The 18,738-nt window shown below is 61.4% G+C and carries 18 protein-coding genes and 1 pseudogene; 13 read left to right on the forward strand and 6 right to left on the reverse strand.

Going from position 1 to position 18,738, the window contains the following annotated elements:
* The first annotated feature begins 77 nt into the window (after nt 1-77).
* Nucleotides 78-2,201, forward strand: coding sequence for a TonB-dependent siderophore receptor (locus tag ACFFJ7_RS17065; RefSeq protein ID WP_377593916.1), 2,124 nt, complete (start codon nt 78-80; stop codon nt 2,199-2,201).
* A gap of 84 nt (nt 2,202-2,285) precedes the next feature.
* Here ACFFJ7_RS17065 and ACFFJ7_RS17070 read toward each other — a convergent pair whose 3' ends face one another.
* Nucleotides 2,286-3,179 (reverse strand): helix-turn-helix domain-containing protein, encoded by an 894-nt coding sequence (locus ACFFJ7_RS17070; RefSeq protein ID WP_377593917.1) that lies wholly within the window; start codon nt 3,177-3,179, stop codon nt 2,286-2,288.
* 342 nt (nt 3,180-3,521) lie between these two features.
* Here ACFFJ7_RS17070 and ACFFJ7_RS17075 point away from each other — a divergent pair, with 342 nt between their 5' ends.
* From ACFFJ7_RS17075 to ACFFJ7_RS17105, 7 genes are all read left to right on the forward strand, one after another.
* Nucleotides 3,522-3,842, forward strand: coding sequence for a DeoR family transcriptional regulator (locus ACFFJ7_RS17075; protein WP_377593918.1), 321 nt, complete (start codon nt 3,522-3,524; stop codon nt 3,840-3,842).
* 226 nt (nt 3,843-4,068) lie between these two features.
* A complete protein-coding gene (locus ACFFJ7_RS17080; RefSeq protein ID WP_377593920.1) occupies nt 4,069-5,091 on the forward strand; it encodes a substrate-binding domain-containing protein in 1,023 nt (340 codons plus the stop codon).
* 42 nt (nt 5,092-5,133) lie between these two features.
* Nucleotides 5,134-6,147 carry an ABC transporter substrate-binding protein gene (locus ACFFJ7_RS17085; RefSeq protein ID WP_377593921.1) on the forward strand — a complete coding sequence of 338 codons (1,014 nt, stop codon included), beginning with the start codon at nt 5,134-5,136 and terminating at the stop codon, nt 6,145-6,147.
* A gap of 71 nt (nt 6,148-6,218) precedes the next feature.
* Complete coding sequence (locus tag ACFFJ7_RS17090) at nt 6,219-7,031, forward strand: ABC transporter permease subunit (RefSeq protein ID WP_166954180.1); 813 nt, start codon at nt 6,219-6,221, stop codon at nt 7,029-7,031.
* Nucleotide 7,032: 1 nt separating this feature from the next.
* A complete protein-coding gene (locus tag ACFFJ7_RS17095; RefSeq protein WP_166954182.1) occupies nt 7,033-7,827 on the forward strand; it encodes an ABC transporter permease in 795 nt (264 codons plus the stop codon).
* Nucleotides 7,824-8,903, forward strand: coding sequence for an ABC transporter ATP-binding protein (locus ACFFJ7_RS17100; RefSeq protein WP_377593922.1), 1,080 nt, complete (start codon nt 7,824-7,826; stop codon nt 8,901-8,903). Before ACFFJ7_RS17095 ends, ACFFJ7_RS17100 begins: the two co-directional genes overlap by 4 nt.
* A 3-nt stretch (nt 8,904-8,906) precedes the next feature.
* Entirely contained in the window at nt 8,907-9,743 is an 837-nt protein-coding gene (locus tag ACFFJ7_RS17105) for a phosphodiesterase (protein ID WP_377593924.1), read from the forward strand.
* 31 nt (nt 9,744-9,774) lie between these two features.
* Here ACFFJ7_RS17105 and ACFFJ7_RS17110 read toward each other — a convergent pair whose 3' ends face one another.
* Nucleotides 9,775-10,671, reverse strand: coding sequence for a LysR substrate-binding domain-containing protein (locus ACFFJ7_RS17110; protein WP_166954188.1), 897 nt, complete (start codon nt 10,669-10,671; stop codon nt 9,775-9,777).
* 117 nt (nt 10,672-10,788) lie between these two features.
* Here ACFFJ7_RS17110 and ACFFJ7_RS17115 point away from each other — a divergent pair, with 117 nt between their 5' ends.
* Nucleotides 10,789-11,787 (forward strand): YeiH family protein, encoded by a 999-nt coding sequence (locus tag ACFFJ7_RS17115; RefSeq protein WP_377593927.1) that lies wholly within the window; start codon nt 10,789-10,791, stop codon nt 11,785-11,787.
* A 23-nt stretch (nt 11,788-11,810) separates the two neighbouring features.
* Here ACFFJ7_RS17115 and ACFFJ7_RS17120 read toward each other — a convergent pair whose 3' ends face one another.
* Complete coding sequence (locus tag ACFFJ7_RS17120) at nt 11,811-12,077, reverse strand: LysR substrate-binding domain-containing protein (RefSeq protein WP_377593929.1); 267 nt, start codon at nt 12,075-12,077, stop codon at nt 11,811-11,813.
* Between the two features lie 14 nt (nt 12,078-12,091).
* Here ACFFJ7_RS17120 and ACFFJ7_RS17125 point away from each other — a divergent pair, with 14 nt between their 5' ends.
* From ACFFJ7_RS17125 to ACFFJ7_RS17135, 3 genes are all read left to right on the forward strand, one after another.
* Nucleotides 12,092-12,604: a hypothetical protein gene (locus ACFFJ7_RS17125; RefSeq protein ID WP_377593931.1), complete on the forward strand. Its 513-nt coding sequence runs from the start codon at nt 12,092-12,094 to the stop codon at nt 12,602-12,604.
* 244 nt (nt 12,605-12,848) lie between these two features.
* Nucleotides 12,849-13,184 carry a transposase gene (locus tag ACFFJ7_RS17130; protein ID WP_377593933.1) on the forward strand — a complete coding sequence of 112 codons (336 nt, stop codon included), beginning with the start codon at nt 12,849-12,851 and terminating at the stop codon, nt 13,182-13,184.
* On the forward strand, nt 13,150-13,971 hold the full coding sequence (locus tag ACFFJ7_RS17135) for an IS3 family transposase (RefSeq protein WP_377593935.1): 822 nt from the start codon (nt 13,150-13,152) through the stop codon (nt 13,969-13,971). Before ACFFJ7_RS17130 ends, ACFFJ7_RS17135 begins: the two co-directional genes overlap by 35 nt.
* Here ACFFJ7_RS17135 and ACFFJ7_RS17140 read toward each other — a convergent pair.
* Together ACFFJ7_RS17140 and ACFFJ7_RS17145 are read right to left on the reverse strand one after the other, a co-directional pair.
* Nucleotides 13,960-14,289: a hypothetical protein gene (locus ACFFJ7_RS17140; RefSeq protein WP_377593937.1), complete on the reverse strand. Its 330-nt coding sequence runs from the start codon at nt 14,287-14,289 to the stop codon at nt 13,960-13,962. The genes ACFFJ7_RS17135 and ACFFJ7_RS17140 overlap by 12 nt on opposite strands.
* Nucleotides 14,290-14,425: 136 nt before the next feature.
* Complete coding sequence (locus ACFFJ7_RS17145; RefSeq protein ID WP_377593940.1) at nt 14,426-15,160, reverse strand: SDR family oxidoreductase; 735 nt, start codon at nt 15,158-15,160, stop codon at nt 14,426-14,428.
* Nucleotides 15,161-15,270: 110 nt separating this feature from the next.
* Here ACFFJ7_RS17145 and ACFFJ7_RS17150 point away from each other — a divergent pair.
* A pseudogene (locus ACFFJ7_RS17150) lies at nt 15,271-15,378 on the forward strand (helix-turn-helix domain-containing protein); the annotation flags it as partial.
* Between the two features lie 270 nt (nt 15,379-15,648).
* Here ACFFJ7_RS17150 and ACFFJ7_RS17155 read toward each other — a convergent pair.
* Nucleotides 15,649-18,438 (reverse strand): bifunctional aconitate hydratase 2/2-methylisocitrate dehydratase, encoded by a 2,790-nt coding sequence (locus ACFFJ7_RS17155; protein ID WP_377593943.1) that lies wholly within the window; start codon nt 18,436-18,438, stop codon nt 15,649-15,651.
* Nucleotides 18,439-18,738: the final 300 nt, after the last annotated feature.

An 18,738-nucleotide genomic window follows, 5' to 3' on the forward strand; every position in this document is an offset into this window, starting at 1 on the left:
CAGGCAGGCTTTTCGGTAAGGCCGGCACGCATTTTCAGACCGCCGGCGATAGCAACACCAATTTCTGGAAATTGACGATGAATTTCAAAAAAACGGGTGGATGCGGCAGACGGTCCATCAGCCACTATCGGAATGCGCTGCTCCTGGGTTGTGCGGCAATTGTCACCCTCACGCCATCCCGTCTGCTGGCCCAGGAGGCTGAGACGTCGGACACCGCCATCGTTCTCGACACGATCACCGTCGGGGGCACCCGCGCGGATGACGATCGGAGATCAATCGTCGCAACGCAGACGTCGAGCGGCAGCAAGCTGCCGGCGGCCATTCTGGATACGCCGGCCTCCGTCTCCGTGATCACCGCCAAGGAAATGCAGCAGCGCGGCGTTCAGAGCGTCGAGGATGCATTGAAATATACCGCCGGCGTGACCACGGATTACTACGGCTCGGACAACCGTTTCGACTTCTTCAAGATCAGGGGTTTCGACGCCCATATGTATCGCGACGGGCTGACACTGGGCCGCCCCTTCGGCGGGGTTAGGGAAGAGGTCTATGCCTTTGAACGCATCGAGGTCCTGAAGGGCGCGAACTCAACCGTCTTCGGCGTCGCGGACCCGGGCGGGGCGGTCAACTTCGTCACCAAACGGCCTAAAAATGAACGGTTCGGCGAAGCTTACCTCACGGGCGGATCGTTCAACCGCAAGGAAGTCGGTCTCGATTTCGGAGACAACATCACCCCTGACGGTAAGTTTTCCTTCCGCGTTACCGGCATGGTCAGAGACGCGGATGATGAATATAAACATTCGCGGGATGACCAGCAGTTCTTCATGGGCGGCCTGACATGGCGCCCCAGCGACGCGACCAGCCTGACCGTCGTCTACGACTATCTCAACCGCGACGGCGTTCCCGGCAGCGGCGGGCATCCGGTGGGGTCGGATCTGAACAGAAGGCTGTTCTTCGGGGAGCCCGACTTCAACTATCGCGGCACGGACAGAAGCACTGTCAGCGTCATGTTCGACCACGATTTCGGCTCCGGCCTCAGCTTCAGCTCGAACGCGCGCTACAGCGATACCAAGACTGACTTCGGCTATGCCTACATCTCCGCCACGCCGACGAATGGCTCAACGCTCGTCAACCGGGCTTTCTTCGGCAACGACTACTCAAGCGAGCATTTCATCGCCGACGCGCGCTTGCAGTACGATGCGACTTTCAACAACGTCAAAAGCCGCACCCTGGCCGGGGTAGAATATAACGAATTCCTGTCCAGCACCGATACGTATTGGGGGGCTGCGCCAAGTATCAATTGGCTCAATCCGATTTTTACGGGCCCGCCTGTTTCTCTTCCGCTTATCAGCAGCACGAAGAACGATCAGAAGACCAAGTCCGTCTATCTCCAGCAGGAGCTGACCATCGCGGAGAAACTGATCGCGACCGTCGGCTTGCGAAACGACTGGCTCGATCTGAAATCGACGAACCGGCTCACCGGCAGGCTGTCTGACGACGACGTCAGTGAGTTCACGAAGCGCATCGGCGTGACCTACAAGTGGACCGATCAGCTGGCGACGTACGCGAGCTACGCCGAGTCCGCCGCGCCTCCCACCATCGGCCTTGAGCCCGAGCGCGGCGAGCAGTTCGAACTAGGGATCAAGTATCAGCCCGATGCCTTCCCGGGTTTGTTCAGCGCCGCCATTTACGATCTCAGCAAAACCAATATCACGGTCACCAATCCGGCTACACTGATTCAGTCCACGATCGGCGAGGTGCGTGTTCGTGGCATCGACCTGGAGGCAAAGGCGGAGCTGATGAACAACATCAGCCTCACTGCCGCCTATTCGTATCTCGATGCCGAGATCGTCGACGATGGAAATGCCGGGAATAAGGGCAATCGTCCAAGCTTCGTGCCTCGACATACGGCTTCGCTCTGGCTCAACTACCTGTGGAAAGGCAGCGGCATTCGCGGCGACATGACGTTCGGCGTCGGCGGGCGCTATACGGGCTCGTATTACTTCAACGAGGCGAATACGGCGTCAACCGGAAGTAACTTCGTCGTCGATGCAGCCGTCAGCTACAAGGTCCGGGAAAGCACCTCGCTTGAACTCAACGTCAGCAATCTGTTTGACAGGAAACACGTTGCTTACGGCGGTTTCGGAGCGGACTGGTACAACCCTGGCCGCAGGATTTCGGCGACGCTGCGCCATACCTGGTGACGAAACCATCCCGCCCGCAATCATTGCGGGCGGGATTCTTCCGCCCTTGACGGCCTTATCCGGCCGACAGGACTTCGCTCAAGATCAAGGCTGCTGCATCCGGCGCCATGCGGCGGGCGTTTCCCCGGCAATCCGCCGGAAGGCTTTCGTGAGATGAGCCTGATCGGAAAACCCGAGCTGGGCCGCTATATCCGCTATGGTCAGGTCGCTTTCCGCCAACAGCTTTTTCGCAACATCGATGCGTCTTTCAAGCTGCCATTGCAGCGGCGTTGTGCCGGTGGTCTGCTTGAAAACATTGGCGAACCAGCTCTCGGACAACCCCACCGTCGCGGCCATCTCCGCGACGGTCAGGCGGCAATCGTTGCAGGCGTTGATGCGCGAGACCAGCTTGTTCATCTGCGCCTGGGTGAGCCTGCCATTGGCCCGCTCGCTGCTGTTCTCGGGAATATCGAGAAGCCCGGCCACGATGCTGCCGACGAGGCTTTCGGCATAGACTGCATGTTTCGATGGATTCGACACTTCATTGACCAACAGGCTGGCCAGCATTTCGATGGCAACGATATCCTGAACTTCCACCGAGCGGCGCAATGCCGTGAGCGCACCCGAGGTGCCGACTGACGGCGACAGGAATTTCAACATCCGGTCCTTGTGAACGTGCAGATCCAGATGCGAGAAGCGATGTGAGGACGTGAAGCTGGTCCACAAGGGAACACCGGCAGGCACATAGATCGCGCGCGTCATGCGGCGATAATGCCTTTCGACTCCGCCTTCCTGGTTCGTCATCCGGATATGGGAGGACACGTCGTTGAAAAAGATCACGATGCGCGGGTCGGGAGACAGATAATAGGCTCTCGCCCCGGTGTCGCCTTCCGCATCCCAGAAGACGCTCATCAGCCCGTCAAGGCCGCGCCATTTGACGGGCGCGAGCGGCCGGATGCCTTCTGTATGGCAGGTCATGGAATGCTGATAGCCTAACATCTCCACTCAACCTTATCCATGGTATCACGGCCGCAAGCACCTGCATCTCGACGCGCCCGGTCACGGCCAGTTCTCCAGAAAGGGGTGGAACGGACGAGATGGGCTCGCGTTCCGGCAGTCCAGCTTTCCGGTGCATCCACTTGCCGCCTAAAGACAGAAGCCGGAAACGCCGGGTAATCATGAAAAAAGTCAGCACACTCCGCTCCGACCATTGCGGAAGCAGATATTTATATTGCCGAGAGAAATTATGCAACATATAAATAATACAGAAGCAAACTTTATGATAGTTATATTCTGCACTACTCTAAAATTACTATAATGTAAATTATTGAGCTGTTCTCGATGAAATGCTCTACAGCCGGCACGGCTTTGCCCTGTTTCGTGAAAGGCGGCAAGAACCGCAAGCTGGGCAGCGCCAAGCTCAGCATCGCCCGCCAGCGAAACATCCTTTCACTCATCTCCGGCCGCGAGAGTATCGTCGCCGAAGACCTCGCCGGCCGTTTCGGGATCTTCCAGGAAACGATCCGGCGCGATATCCGCGCCCTGAAGGAAACCGGCCAGGTGCGCTGCGTACACGGCGCCGGTGAGGTCTCCATGCCGGATGCGAACATCCGGAGCAATTCCGCCATGAATACCCTATCCATGGTCACCAACAGCCTCTAAAGCGTTTTCAAGCAGAGCGGATACCGGTTTGCGTGAAGAAAGCGCGTAATATCAAAAACTTATAGAATTTCGGCGTTTCAATGGAATGTCGAAATGCTATAGCCCACTGAAAACGACTGAAACACTGTCATTCAGGCAATAACAGCTTTTGCTAGGAGCCTTGCATCAGCGGCCGCACAGGTACGGCGCAGCGAGAGGCCGGGGCAAGGCGATGGGTTCATCGGAAATGACGATCCGCGACGTGGCGGCACGGGCAGGATGCTCGATTGCCACCGTGAGCCGCGTCATCACCGGCAACGGCCCTGTGAGCGAGGACATGCGCAAGCGCGTGGTCCAGGCCGCTCTGGAGGTTGGCTTCGCGATCGCGCGCGCCTTTCCCGAAACCCGTCCCATCATCAGCATTCTGATTCCCAGCCTGACCAATCCCGTCTTCGCCGTGGCTGTCGCCGGGGTCGAGCAGCGGGCACGGTCGGCGGGGCTGTCCACCGTCCTCGGTCAATCGAATTACGACCCCGCGCAAGAAGAGGAGATCGTGACCGCGCTGATCGGCGAACGTCCCGTCGGGATGATCATGACAGTCTGCGATCCCGTCTCCAGCGTGGCGCTTCAGCGCGTTCGCAAGGCCGGGCTGCCCGTCGTGACGATCTACAACGAAGGCACGCCCGAGGGTGTCGGCGCGGTGTCGGTCGACAATCGCGGCGCCGTCCGCCGGATGACCGAGGAACTTCTGGCGCTCGGCCATCGCAACATCCTTTTCGTCGGCGGCCGGTTCGTCTCCTCCGACAGGTCGGCCCGCCGCTACGAAGGCTACCGCGACGCGATGACCGCGGCAGGACTGCAAACTGTCCCGGCGATCGAAGTCGACTTCATCGACGCCACGAAAGACATCGACCTCACGGAAGTCATCGCCGACCACAGACCTACCGCGATCATCGCCTCGAACGACCTCCTGGCGGTGACGGTAATCGGCTCGTTGCGCCGTGCCGGCCTGTCCATCCCGGAAGATGTATCCGTCGTCGGTTTCGACGGGATCGACTTCGCCCGGCATGTCTCGCCCAGGCTTTCGACGATCCAGCAACCTTCCCAGGCCATGGGCACGCTCGCCGCTTCCCTGCTCCTGGATATGGCCGCAGGGCACAAGCCCCCGCAACAGCTGCGGCCCGACGTCATCCCGCTCAGCGGGGAGACAATCGCACCGCCCCGGCAGTGCGGATTATCGACAGTCAACCAACCTCCCAAACCAGCCTGACTCCCACGCCAACCCAGTCCTCTTGATCGGAAGGTCCAGACCATGAAAGCCAGCCTCCTCTCGCTCGGCCTTGCCGCCGCCCTGAGCGTCTTCACCCTCGTTCCGCTTCAGGCCAAGGCCGCTGACGCGATCTGCTACAACTGCCCGCCGGAATGGGCGAACTGGGGCGAGATGCTGAACCGCATCCGCGCCGATCTCGGTATCGATATCCCGGGCGACAACAAGAATTCCGGCCAGGCCATCGCCCAGATCATCGCCGAAAAGGCAAGCCCCGTGGCCGATATCGCCTATCTCGGCATCAATGCCGGCATTTCCGCCGCCCAACAGGATCTGGTCGAGGCCTGGAAACCGGCCCGCTTCGACGAGATTCCGGCAGGCCTGAAGCACCCCGACGGCCGCTGGTGGGCCGTTCATCAGGGGACGCTCGGCTTTTTCGTCAATGTCGACGCCCTGGGCGGCACGCCGGTGCCCGCTTGCTGGGCCGACCTGAAGAAGCCCGAATACAAGGGTCTGGTCGGCTATCTCGACCCGACTTCCGCGGCCGTCGGCTATGTCTCCGCCGTTGCCGTCAACACGGCGCTCGGCGGCTCGCTCGACAACTTCACCCCTGCCATCGACTACTTCAAGGCGCTGGCCGGCAACGGCGCGATCGCGACCAAGCAGACATCCTACGCCCGCGTCGTTTCCGGCGAGTTTCCGATCCTGCTGGACTACGATTTCAACGCCTATCGCGCCAAATACACCGAGACCGGAAACTTCCAGTTCGTTCTGCCCTGCGAAGGCTCGGTCACCTTCCCATACGTCATGACCCTGGTAAAGGGCGCCCCGCACGCCGAGGCGGCGAAGAAGGTGCTTGATTACCTGCTTTCGGACAAAGGCCAGCTTTTCTGGAGCACCGCCTATCTGCGCCCCGCGCTGCCGGTCGAGATGCCGCAGGAAATCGCCGGGAAGTTCCTGCCGGCGAGCGAATACGAGCGCGCCAAGGCCATTGACTGGGCGCAGGCGCAGGCCGCGCAGGCCGCATTCTCCCAGCGCTACCTGTCTGAAGCGCGCTGACGGCCAACGTTGCCGGGGGAGGAGCGCTCCCCCCCCCCCCCGGCATCGCCCCTCACCGACCGGAGGCTCCCGTGCGCAGCAGACATTTCGACTTGTTGCTGATATTGCCGGCGGCGATTTTCACGCTGGCCTTTCTCATCCTTCCCCTCGCGCGGCTGACACTTGAGGCCGGGAGCGGACCGGGCGGCCTGGCGGGCTTCTTCGTCATCCTGACCGAAGCGCGCTTTCGCAACAGCCTGATCGTCACGCTGGTGCTGGCGATCGTCACCACGGTCGCGACACTCGCGGTCGCCACGGTCGCGGCGCAGACGCTCGCCCACAGGAAGTTCCCGGGGCGCGGCCTGCTGCTGTCGATGCTGACCTTCCCCCTCGCCTTTCCCGGCGTGGTGGTGGGCTTCATGATCATCCTTTTCGGCGGCCGGCTCGGACTTGTGGGCAGCGTCACGAAAAGCCTGATCGGCACCAACGTCGTTTTCGCCTATTCGTTGTTCGGCCTGTTTCTCGGCTACCTTTATTTTTCGGTGCCGCGCGTCTTGCTGACCATTCTCGCAGCCGCCGAAAAGCTCGACCCGTCGCTGGTCGAGGCGGCGCGCTCCCTCGGCGCCGGCCCGGTCGCGATCCAGCGCGATGTGGTGCTGCCCGCCCTGTTTCCGGCCATGTACACCGGCGGCGCGCTGTGTTTCGCCACGGCGATGGGCGCCTTCGGCACCGCCTTCACGCTGGCAACCAACATCGATGTCGTGCCCATGCTGATCTATACCGAGTTCACGCTGGCCACCAACGCCAGCATGGCCGCCGCCATCTCCATCGCTCTCGGACTCATCACCTGGGCCGCGCTCGTCGTCGCCCGCAGCCGCGCCATGCGCGACGTGAACGGAGGCTGACATGCGCATTCGCTGGACCACCTGCGCCGGGATCGTCATCACGGCCCTGCTCACCCTGTTCCTGATCGTTCCTGTGCTGCTGTCGGTATATGCCGGCCTGACCGTCAACTACGCGCGCGGCATTTCGGCGGGCTTCACTCTCGACTGGGTCAGGCAGGTCTGGGGGCTCTATTCGGACACCGTCCTGCGCAGCCTCGTCGTCGCGCTGCTGACGCTCATCCTGACACTGCTGATCGGCGTGCCCGGCGCCTATGCGCTGGTGCGCCGGGGCGGCCGCTTCGCCCGCATCGTCGAGGAGATCGTGACGCTGCCCGTCGCAATTCCGGGTCTGGCGCTCGCGCTCGCCATGATCCTTCTCTACGGCGGCTTCGGTGCGTTCCGGCAATCCACGCTGTTCGTCGTGATCGGGCACGTGCTCTTCACGCTGCCTTTCATGATGCGCTCGGTCATCGCCATTCTCGAAACCATCGACTGGCGGACGCTGGATGAAGGCGCGGCCAGCCTCGGTTCCCCCGCGTGGCGGCGTTTCGTGGATGTGATCCTGCCGAACGTGCGCCCCGGCATCGTGGCGGGCGCGCTCACCGTCGTCACCCTGTCCATCGGCGAATTCAACCTGACATGGATGATGCATACGCCGATGACCAAGACCCTGCCCGTGGGGCTGGCCGATGCCTATGCGTCGATGCGTCTCGAAATCGCATCCGCCTATACGCTCGTCTTCCTCGTCATGGTGATCCCTCTGCTCGTCGGCGTGCAGGCCGTTGCGGACCTCTCGGAGAAACGGACAAAGTCATGAACGCCCACACCGCAAACCCGACGGCTGCCCGGCGCGGCTCGTCCATAACCACCCGCCGGCTGTCCAAGACGTTCAACGGCGTCACCGTGCTCCAGCCCACCGATCTCGAAATCCCCGCGGGCGAGATCCTCGTGCTGCTCGGGCCGTCCGGCTGCGGCAAGACCACGCTGCTGCGGCTGATCGCCGGCCTCGAACAGCCCGACGGCCCCGACATGATCCGCTTCGACGGCGAGGATGTCGGCGGCGTGCCCATCGAGAAGCGCAATGTCGGCATGGTGTTCCAGTCCTACGCCCTGTTCCCGAACATGACGGTTGCCGAAAACGTCGCCTACGGCCTGAAAATCCGCAGGATCGGGCGTGCGCAGCGCGAGGCTGAAACCCGCCGCCTGCTGGCGCTCGTGGGCATGGACGAATATGCGGATCGCCGCATCTCGGCCATCTCGGGCGGGCAGCGCCAGCGCACCGCGCTGGCCCGCGCCCTTGCCATCAAGCCGCGCGTCCTGCTCCTCGACGAGCCGCTCGCCGCGCTCGACGCCGTGCTGCGCGAGCGCCTGCGGGTCGAAATCGGCCTGCTGCTGCGCGAATTCGGCATCACGGCCGTCTATGTAACCCACGATCAGGCCGAGGCCATGGCCATCGGCGACCGCATCGCCGTCATGCAGCGCGGGCGCATTGCCCAGATTGGCGCGCCGCAGACGATCTACCACCGCCCCGCCAACGACTTCGTGGCCGATTTCGTCGGCACCATGAACCGGCTCGAAGGGCGCGTGGCCGGCGGGGTGCTGGCCATCGAGGGCGACGGCACCCACGCGCGCCTGGACGTCGGCGGCCCCGATCGCGCGGCCGCGATCTGCTTCCGTCCCGAAGCCGCGCGGCTGTCGGCCGGTGAGGCCGCCGTTGCGGCGCGCGTCGTCGCCTCGACCTTTTTCGGTGCCACGCAACGTCTCGTCGCCGAGGTCGCGCCGGGCCGCAGGTTGCAGCTCGACCTGTCGTCCAGCCTGTCCTTCACGCCCGGCCAGATCGTCGCTTTCGATATCGATCCGCAGGCGATCATCGAGTTCCAGCAAGAAGCCTGATCAATGCTCATCGCCCAGATTTCAGACCTGCATATTCGGCCCGACGGCCAACTCGCCTACGGTATCTCCGAAACCAATCTCCTCGCCGAACACGCGATCCACGCGCTGCTGCGCCTCAACCCGGCGCCGGATTGCGTTCTTGTGACCGGCGACCTCACCGATTGCGGGCTGGACGAGGAATACGAGATCGTATCCGGGTTGCTGTCCCGGCTGCCCATGCCCGTCTACGCCATTCCGGGAAACCACGACAGGCGGGAGCCGTTCCGGCGCACCTTCCGGTCCGCCGGGTATCTTCCCTCTGCGGGCCCGCTCAACTACGCCGTGCGGTGCGGTCCGGCGCGCATCGTCGCCCTCGACAGTCTGGTGCAGGGCGAAAGCCATGGCGCGCTGCTGCCCGAGACGCTGGCGTTTCTGGAGCGCGCGCTCGCGGAGGCTCCGGAAGCGCCGACGCTTGTCATGCTGCACCATCCGCCCTTCGAAACCGGCATCGGCCATATGGACAGGGCACGCCTTTTCGACGGCGCGGAGGAACTGGAGCGCCTTGTCAGAAGGAACCCCCAGGTGCAGCGCGTTCTCTGCGGACACGTGCATCGTTCGATCCAGCAGTTGTTCGGCGGAACGCTATGCCAGATCGCGCCGTCCGTGGGCCATCAGGTCGCCCTCGACCTGCATGCCGATGCGCCGTCGTGCTTCATCCTGGAACCGCCTGAGCTTCTGCTGCATCGGCTTGCCGGCAACCGGATCGTCACCCACACGGCCAAGATAGACAGGGCACCCGGTCCGTTCCCGTTCATATTGCCCGACGACTACCCCGGCCGCCGCCCGGATGCGGTCCCGTAGGCAGCGCGGCCCCCTCGATCGCACGCCGGAATTACGTCCCGAACGAACTGTTCCGGAACAACTCGCTGAGCCGCCGGGCGGCTGACGACAACCGGCGTTCCTTGTGCTTCAGGATGGTGAACTTGCGTGACGGCAACGGTATGTCGAGTACCGTGACCGTGCCGTTCCCGATGAAAGGCTCGACAACCGCTCTGGAAAGGGCCGCGGCGGCCCCGCTGGAGAGAATGCCCTTCAGAACGGCCTCGTTCGACGGCAGGGTCAACAGAACCTTGAGTTCGGAGACATCGATGCAAAACGCCTGCAACGCGGCCTCGAATTCCGAACGTGTGCCGGAACCGGGCTCCCGCATGATCCAGGCAAGCTCCCTGATGGTGTCGACAACCGGCAGTTTCCCTGCCGGCGCAAGCTTGCAGCCCGACGGCACCACGACGACGAGCTGATCGAGAGCGATCGTTTGCGCCGCGATGGCCGGCTCATCGATGGTGCCTTCGATGAACCCCAGTTCGGCAGTGCCCTCGACGACAGCACGGGTGACGGTCATCGTATTGCCGACTGTAAGACTGAGTTCTATTTCTGGATAGACGTCGCGAAAACGAAGGAGTCTCTGTGGCAGCCAGTAATTAGCGATTGTCTGGCTTGCGTGAATATCGATATGCCCTCTCTTGAGATTACCGAGATCGCCCAGAACGAGTTCCGCGGCTCGTACGCGGGCAAGCGTTTCCTTCGCTTCCTTGAGAAAGGTTTGCCCGTCGCGCGTCAGTTCGATGCCACGGCCAACCCGCTCGAACAGACGTACGTTGTAGAAAGACTCAAGCGTCTTGATAGAGGCGCTGACAGCCGATGGCGTTAAGCCAAGCGCGGAGGCGGCGCGTGTGAGATGCTCGCGCTCCGCGACCGCGACAAAGATGGTGAGCTGCTCAAAAGTCATGGCAAACCGTTCAGTTTCGTCAAACAGAATGTATCATTTTTCTCGATAGATATGTTTTTTTAACAATGCAATATATTTCAAGTCAGTCAAAAACATACGAAATTTATGATATTTATCATGAAATATAAAAAACTTCTAACTGGTCTGTCCGCTTGCGTATTTATCACGATTTCAGCTATCTTACTTGCGAATATTGAATTCATATTTCTTGGATTTACCTGGATTGATAGTATTATCCTATCGATCCTGCTTGGAACGGCAATCCATACAATCTGGAAAATTCCGCCCTGCTGGCTCCCCGGGGTGCAATTCGCCGCCAAATGGCCTCTGGAAATCGCCATTGTGCTTCTCGGCGCCTCGACCAGCATTACAGCGATTGTGGATGCCGGCCTCGCCATGGTCGGCGCAGTGATGACGGTTGTCGTCATGACGCTGTCGGCAGGCTATGGCATCGGTCGAATGCTCGGACTGCCGCGGCGGGTGGCGATACTCGTCGCTTGCGGAAACGCCATCTGCGGCAATTCCGCGATCGCCGCCGCCGCCCCCGTGATCGGCGCGAAGGGCGAAGAAGTGACCGCTTCCATCACATTCACGGCCGCCCTGGGCATCCCGGTCGTGGTGCTGCTGCCGCTGACATTCCCGCTTCTCCATCTCACACAGTGGCAATACGGCGTCATCGCCGGCATGGTGCTCTATGCGGTGCCGCAGGTGCTGGCGGCCACCATACCCATTGGCCAGGCAAGCGCCGAGATCGGCATCCTGGTGAAGCTTATACGTGTTCTCATGCTTGGTCCCGTGATCGCCTGCCTCGGCCTGATGCGCGGCCGTGCCGGGGGGCAGGCGGGAGCCCGCGCGGTGCCGGTTCCGTGGTGCGTCATCGGTTTTGCCGTGCTGATGACGGCGCGGTCGCTGAACCTCGTTCCCGAAGCACTGCTTTCGCCGCTCAGTCACCTGTCGTCCGGCCTCACCAATCTTTCCATGGCGGCGCTGGGCCTGTCCGTCAATCTTCGCACCGTTCTCTCCTCGGGCGGAAGAGTGCTCGCCGCCGGCGGCCTGTCCCTCATCACCCTCGCGGCGCTGAGCGCCACCGCCGTCGCCCTCCTCTCCGCGCCGTAAGGACGGCAACAACCGGCACGTCCCTATTCCATCAGAAAGGCGACGAACCGGCGGATTTCCGAGTTCGGCGGCGTCTCCACCGGTATGATGACGTAAATGTCCTTCACCAGCGCCGCGTCCTCGATTTCGATCGCGTGGAGACGCCCGTCCCTTACCTCGTTGGTCACGGAGGCATCGAGCACGATGGAAATGCCAAGGGAAGCCGCAACGGCGTGCTTGACCGCGTCGGTGGAGCCGAGGTTCTGGGTGACGGTCAGGCGATCGGCGATCGGCACACTGGGTTTCGACATTCTCCGCAGCCGGCGTGCCCAGCGCACCCATCAATACCTGCGGCTCCGCCCTGTCGGACAAGCAGGTGGCGCACCTCGGGCTCGCGTATCCGCTCCCCGGTCAGATAGCTGTCGCGCGCGTCGATCAGGACGTGCAAGTGGACATCGGCACCCGATGCGCCCTCCGTCAGTTTGCCCCGCGCTTCCTCGTCGACATCGGCCGTCGAGTGGAAGAGATCGATCTGCTGCGAGAGCGGCCAGTCCGGTGTGCCTTTCTGAAGCGCCATATGCTTCATGCGGGCAAGAAACGGCGTGATGCCGATGCCGCCGCCGATCCAGATCTGCCGCGGCCGGTCGTCGCCGCAAGTGAAGCAGCCGTAAGGACCTTCCACCCTGACGTCCTGCCCAACGCGAAGCTTCTCCCTCAGGCGGCCCGTATGGTCTCCAAGTTCCTTGGTGACGAAGGTGATGCCGGGGCGTTCGTCGTTCCAGCCGGAGGCAATTTTCGACGATTTCGCAATTTATTACTATATTATGACTATGGATAATTTCCTGAGAACAGCTTCTCGACGAACATTCTAGCGGCGAGCTGCGCCTGACCTGCTGCACCGCTTCCAGTATCCAGGCACCGTTATCGAGACGTGAAAGGAACGTGGCCAAAATGAAAGTCCGATCGGCTTGTAACATGTGTTCATAAAGCGCTGCGATCTCATTGGGAGGCAGTGCATCGCTGTATCGACCCAGTGAATTCCTGCTCATGCTACAAGGGAGAACGTAGCAATGAGTATGACCATGGACGACAGCATCAAGCGCTGGACCGCGAAGCGAAAAACGGCGCTGGTGATCGAAATCATTCAGGGCAAGACCACGGTGGCCGAGGCCAGCCGGTCCTTCGACCTGTCGCCCTCCGAGATTGAGGGTTGGATTGATGACGCGAAGCGGGGGATGGAGAATTCCCTGCGGGCGAACCCGCTCGACATTCGAGAGCAATACGAGAAGCAGTTGAAGGACCTGCAGGAGGCTTATGGCGAGGCCATGCTGGAGTTGCGTGCCCGAAAAAATACCAGGCCCTGCTGGATGCACAGGACGACAAATGATCCAGAGCATCCATCAGGGCCTTCTCGCTGAGGGTATCAAGGTTCCGCTAACCAAGCTCTGCGCCTGGTTTGAGGTGCCGCGCCGGACGGTGTATTACCTGCCAACCAAGGCAGCTCCAAAGGTCGATCCGCGGTTCGCTGAGCCGATCAAGGCTATGATCGAGCAGGAACCGTCCTTCGGCTACCGGACCGTGGCTTGGCTGCTCGGCTTCAACAAAAACACGGTGCAGCGGGTCTTTCAGCTCAAGGGCTGGCAGGTGCGCAAGCGGCCCATCGGCATGCGCCCCCGCATTGAGGCGATCCCATCTGTGGCCCAAGCCCCAAACGAGCGCTGGTCGACCGGCATGTGCCGGGTCTGGGCCGGGCGGGATGGTTGGGCCACACTGGCCCTGGTTATCGATTGCCACACCCGCGAGCTGTTGGGCTGGCATTTGTCGCGATCCGGCAAGGCCACGACCGCAGCCAGCGCATTGGAGCATGCCCTGATCACCAGGTTCGGCACCTTGGGCCGGGTCACGCAGGAGTTCCTGCTGAGGTCGGACAACGGGCTCGTTTTTACCAGTCGCAAGTTCACGGCACTGGTCCGCAGCTACGGGTTGAAGCAGGAGTTCATCACGCCTCACTGCCCGCAACAGAACGGCATGGTCGAGCGCGTGATCCGAACACTGAAAGAGCAATGCGTCCATCGCCAACGCTTCGACAGCATCCAACACGCAACACGCGCCATCGGTGATTGGATCAGCTTCTACAACAACCGCCGCCCTCATCAGGCCCTTGCCATGCGCACGCCGGCCGAGGCATTCAGATTAGCGGCTTAACCTGAGCAGATTCCGCTGGGTCGATACATTGATGTTTGCCAGGTCGAAGCGCACCAGCAGTTCCTGGTCACGAGTCAGTTTTTCCGCACGCACGGCAGCCTGCATTTTCGGCAGGCGCTTTGAAACAGCTTCTTTATCCGGCGAGCCTTTGGCGATGAGATTCAGGATCTCCGCGTGCGCCGCATTGACGGGGGTGCGTTTAGCAACAAACTTGTTTGGTTCCGGCCCGCAAGTACTCGCCGTATCCGCTGCCGATGCCGGAGACCAGAACAGGCAAACTACGATCGCAAGAAACGCGCCAAGTCGGCGGCTCATCATGAACCTAGCTCCTTGATTTCTCGCGATGCCCGTTCAATTTCAAAATAACGGCGCCGCCTCCGCTGGCGAAATGTGGCAATAAATCGGCACTTGGTCAATGTGTAATTGTCGTTGGCGGCTCCATGAACCTTCGTGCTTATACCATGCCACCATTGGCACGCAGGGTCTGGCCGTTGATCCACCCGCCTTCAGGCGAGGCAAGGAAGGCGACGACGCTTGCAATGTCCTCGGGTGTGCCAAGACGCTCCAGCGGGTTCATCTTTGCCATCTTCTCGATCAGTTCGGCGGATTTACCGTCAAGAAACAAGGCGGTTGCCGTCGGTCCGGGAGCTACCGCGTTGACGGTGATCCCCCGTCCGCGCAGTTCTTTGGAAAGAATGGCGGTGAGCGTCTCGATGGCTGCCTTGGTGGCAGCATAGACACCGTAGTTTTCCAGCTTCAGGCCGACGACGCTGGTGGAAAAGTTGATGATGCGTCCGCCGTCATGCAGTCGCTCCGCCGCTTCGCGCATTGTATTGATCGAACCCTTGAGGTTCGTGCCGATCTGACTGTCGATGAGCGCGTCATCGGCCTTGGCAAGCGGCGAAAGCTTCATGATGCCCGCATTGTTCACCAGCACATCGAGGCCACCGAAGGCCGCCTCGGCGCTGTCGAACATGCGGCGTACTGCCGTTGCGTCGGCTACGTCGGCCTGCGCGGCCATGGCCTTGCCGCCCGCGGAGATGATCTCATGCACCACTGCATCGGCGGCGGCGGCATTGCCGGCGTAGTTCACCACCACCGCGAAGCCGTCACGGGCCAGACGTATGCAAATGGCAGCGCCGATACCCCGCGAACCACCAGTAACGAGGGCAACTTTCTGTTCAGGCATTTGATTTTCACCTTGTGTTCGTGGACGCCTTGCGCTGCGAACTGGATAGCACAATCCGTAAAGCGGATAATTACTATTAAATCGATATTAGTTTCCGGGTATAACGGACAATGAACAGCTTCGATGCGATGCGCCTCTTCGTCCGCATCGTCGAGCGGAGCAGCTTCACCCTTGCAGCGGAAGACCTTGGCTTGCCGCGCTCAACAGTCACCGATGCGCGAAGTGCTGGAGCAATTGTATGCGCCGCCTGCGCGGAGCGCCAGTCCCGGCCCCGGCGTCTTCGTGGGCCGGGTGGACGAACCGTTGGCCGAGTGCATTCTTTCGGAACGGCGGGCGTGACGGATCACGCCCCGTATTCGTATGAGGGGGGCGAGTTTATATGACGACCCCGCCAGAGCAGCGACGCCGCCGTCCCGAACGCTGGCGAGTATCTGCCGTCGGTCTCGCGGGCCGCTGGTCAGCGGCCCTGAACTGCACCCGCCATTCCCTCAGAAATGGATAGACCGCGCCATCGCCGGCTTTTCCAGCGGCGGGGCGAACTTGGTCAGGTCAATCCCTTCCACAGCGGCCCTGTACTCTTCCGCGCTGGGCGTCCGCCCGAGGATCGCGGAAAGGACGACGACCGGGGTCGAGGCAAGCAGGGATTCCCCCTTCTTCTCGACGGTATCCTCGACGACCCGTCCCTGGAACAGGCGCGTGGACGTGGCCAGGACGGTATCGCCCTTCTCGGCCTTTTCCTGGTTGCCCATGCAGAGGTTGCAGCCCGGACGTTCGAGATAGAGAACGTTCTCGTACTCGGTGCGGGCCTTGTTCTTGGGAAGCAGATCGTCGAACTCGAAGCCCGAATACTTCTGCAGGATTTCCCAGTCGCCCTCTTCCTTGAGTTCGTCGATGATGTTGTAGGTGGGCGCCGCCACGACCAGAGGCGCCTTGAACTCGACCTTGCCCTGCGATTTCTCAAGGTTCTTGAGCATCTGGGCGACGATCTTCATGTCACCCTTGTGTACCATGCAGGAGCCGACGAACCCGAGATCGACCTTCTTCTCGCCGCTGTAGTAGGACACCGGGCGGATGGTGTCGTGGGTGTAGCGCTTCGAGACGTCCGCGTTGTTCACGTCGGGGTCCGCGATCATGGGCTCGTCGATCAGGTCGAGATCGACGACAACTTCCGCGAAGTACTTTGCGTTGCTGTCGGGCGCGAGCGCGGGCTTCTCGCCGGAGCGGATTTCCGCGATGCGCTTGTCGGCCTTGGCGATCAGGCCGCGCAGGGTGCCAGCCGCGTTCTCCATCCCCTTGTCGATCATGATCTGGATGCGGCTCTTGGCGATTTCGAGCGATTCGATCAGCGTCTCGTCCTGCGAGATGCAGATCGAGGCCTTGGCCTTCATCTCGGCGGTCCAGTCCGTGAAGGTAAAGGCCTGGTCGGCCAGCAACGTGCCGATATGAACCTCGATCACACGGCCCTGGAACACGTTGTCGCCGCACTGCCTGAGCATCTGCGCCTGCGTTGCGTGGACCACGTCGCGGAAATCAATGTGACTGCGCATGGTGCCCTTGAAGGTCACCTTCACCGATTCCGGAATCGGCATGGTCGCCTCACCCGTGGCCAGGGCAAGCGCCACGGTGCCCGAGTCGGCACCGAAGGCCACGCCCTTGGACATGCGGGTATGCGAGTCGCCGCCGATGATAATCGCCCAGTCGTCGATGGTGATGTCGTTGAGCACCTTGTGGATCACGTCCGTCATGGAGTGATACACGCCCTTCGGATCCCGCGCGGTGATCAGGCCGAAGTTGTTCATGAACCTCATCAGCTTGGGGATGTTTTCCTGGGCCTTCTTGTCCCAGACCGAGGCTGTGTGGCAACCGGATTGGTAAGCGCCATCCAGGGTGGGGGAAATGACGGTCGCGGCCATCGCCTCCAGCTCCTGCGAGGTCATCAGCCCGGTCGTGTCCTGCGAGCCGACTATGTTCACCTTGACGCGCACGTCGGAGCCGGCGTGCAGCACCTTGCCCCCGGTGACGCCGACGGCGTTGCGGTTGAAGATCTTCTCGACGGCGGTCAGGCCCTGACCCTCGCGCGAAATCTCCTTGTTCGGCGCGAAGACGGGCGTCGGCTCGATGCCAAGGGTCTCGGCCGCAAAGGTCTGCAGCTTCTTGCCGAAGACGATGGCGTAGGAACCGCCGGCCTTCATGAATTCCATCTTCTGCGGCGTGAAGGCCGAGGATGCGTCGACAAGCTCGTTGCCGGCCTCGTCGAGCAGCTTCTTGCTCTTGGCGTTGATGGTCAGAACGGTGCCGGTCTCGACGGAGTACTTCTGCTCCAGGACCGGGTTGCCATCGTTGTTCAGGATCGGCTTGCCGTCCGCATCGACCTTCTTGACCCAGTTCTTCAGGTTGATGCCGATGCCGCCGGTCACGTCGACCGTCGTCAGGAAGATCGGCGAGATGCCGTTCGTTCCGGCAACGACCGGGGCGATGTTCACGAAAGGCACGTAGGGGCTGGCCTTCCTGCCGGTCCACAGGGCGACGTTGTTCACGCCCGACATGCGCGAAGAGCCCACGCCCATCGTGCCCTTTTCCGCGATCAGCATGACGCGCTTGTCGGGATGCTGCTTCTGCAGCGCCTGAATTTCCGCCTGCGCTTCCGGCGAGATCATGCACTGGCCGTGCAGTTCGCGGTCGGAACGCGAGTGCGCCTGGTTGCCGGGAGACAGCAGGTCGGTGGAAATATCGCCTTCCGCGGCGATATAGGTCACGACCTTGATCTCTTCCTGGACATCCGGAAGCTTGGTGAAGAACTCCGCCTTGGCATAGCTTTCGAGAATGTCCCTGGCTATCGCGCTGCCGTTCCTGTAAGCCGCGCCCAGCCGGTCGGTGTCCGCCTCATAGAGGAACACCTGCGTCTTGAGCACGTCCGCGGCCTGCAGGGCGATCCCGGCGTTATCCCCAAGCGCAAGATCGAGGAGGACCTCGACGGACGGACCGCCCTTCATGTGAGACAGAAGCTCGAAGGCGAATGCGGGAGTAATCTCCGGTACGATAGCCGTGCCGAGAATGATCTTCTTCAGGAATTTCGCCTTGGCCCCCGCGGCGCTCGTCGTGCCGGGCAAGGTATTGTAAATGAAGAAGTTCAGAGAATCGGACCTGTGCTCGTTCCCAGCCTCCTCGATCTGCGCGATAAGCTCTTCCACCAGTGCGCCATCATCGATGGGCTTGGGATGCAGGCCGCTGCCTTTGCGCGTTTCAATTTCAGTGAGGTAGTCTGTGTACAAGCTCATGACGATCCCTACGATTCAGGGCTGGATTAAGCAGGCATACCTGGCCGTAAAAGTTTCCGGCGAACGGCGACAAGCTGATTGTATGCCGAGGTATACCGAACGCGATCAGGTAGCAAGAGGCCCGCCGTGCCAAAGGAGGCGGTGTAATATCATCAATTTAGACGTAGCCCAGTTTTGCAAGCCGCGAGGACGGGTCGTCCGGAGAGGGGATTATCGCTGACGACGCAATGGTTTGCCAGCGTCATGCAACGGCGCCGGCGGGTCCATTCGTCGTAGGCTCCGGACATTGGAGTTTTTCTC

Origin of the sequence: Pseudochelatococcus lubricantis, from assembly GCF_042432495.1 — a bacterium.
Lineage (GTDB): Bacteria > Pseudomonadota > Alphaproteobacteria > Rhizobiales > Beijerinckiaceae > Pseudochelatococcus > Pseudochelatococcus lubricantis.

Coding starts and splice junctions, on each gene's coding strand:
- ACFFJ7_RS17085 (WP_377593921.1), top strand. CDS start 5,134: ATGAAAGCCAGCCTCCTCTCGCTCGGCCTTGCCGCCGCCCTGAGCGTC.
- ACFFJ7_RS17115 (WP_377593927.1), top strand. CDS start 10,789: ATGAAATATAAAAAACTTCTAACTGGTCTGTCCGCTTGCGTATTTATC.
- ACFFJ7_RS17140 (WP_377593937.1), bottom strand. CDS start 14,289: ATGATGAGCCGCCGACTTGGCGCGTTTCTTGCGATCGTAGTTTGCCTG.
- ACFFJ7_RS17070 (WP_377593917.1), bottom strand. CDS start 3,179: ATGTTAGGCTATCAGCATTCCATGACCTGCCATACAGAAGGCATCCGG.
- ACFFJ7_RS17135 (WP_377593935.1), top strand. CDS start 13,150: ATGATCCAGAGCATCCATCAGGGCCTTCTCGCTGAGGGTATCAAGGTT.
- ACFFJ7_RS17105 (WP_377593924.1), top strand. CDS start 8,907: ATGCTCATCGCCCAGATTTCAGACCTGCATATTCGGCCCGACGGCCAA.
- ACFFJ7_RS17075 (WP_377593918.1), top strand. CDS start 3,522: ATGAAATGCTCTACAGCCGGCACGGCTTTGCCCTGTTTCGTGAAAGGC.
- ACFFJ7_RS17145 (WP_377593940.1), bottom strand. CDS start 15,160: ATGCCTGAACAGAAAGTTGCCCTCGTTACTGGTGGTTCGCGGGGTATC.
- ACFFJ7_RS17100 (WP_377593922.1), top strand. CDS start 7,824: ATGAACGCCCACACCGCAAACCCGACGGCTGCCCGGCGCGGCTCGTCC.
- ACFFJ7_RS17120 (WP_377593929.1), bottom strand. CDS start 12,077: ATGTCGAAACCCAGTGTGCCGATCGCCGATCGCCTGACCGTCACCCAG.
- ACFFJ7_RS17110 (WP_166954188.1), bottom strand. CDS start 10,671: ATGACTTTTGAGCAGCTCACCATCTTTGTCGCGGTCGCGGAGCGCGAG.
- ACFFJ7_RS17065 (WP_377593916.1), top strand. CDS start 78: ATGAATTTCAAAAAAACGGGTGGATGCGGCAGACGGTCCATCAGCCAC.
- ACFFJ7_RS17130 (WP_377593933.1), top strand. CDS start 12,849: ATGGACGACAGCATCAAGCGCTGGACCGCGAAGCGAAAAACGGCGCTG.
- ACFFJ7_RS17155 (WP_377593943.1), bottom strand. CDS start 18,438: ATGAGCTTGTACACAGACTACCTCACTGAAATTGAAACGCGCAAAGGC.
- ACFFJ7_RS17080 (WP_377593920.1), top strand. CDS start 4,069: ATGACGATCCGCGACGTGGCGGCACGGGCAGGATGCTCGATTGCCACC.
- ACFFJ7_RS17095 (WP_166954182.1), top strand. CDS start 7,033: ATGCGCATTCGCTGGACCACCTGCGCCGGGATCGTCATCACGGCCCTG.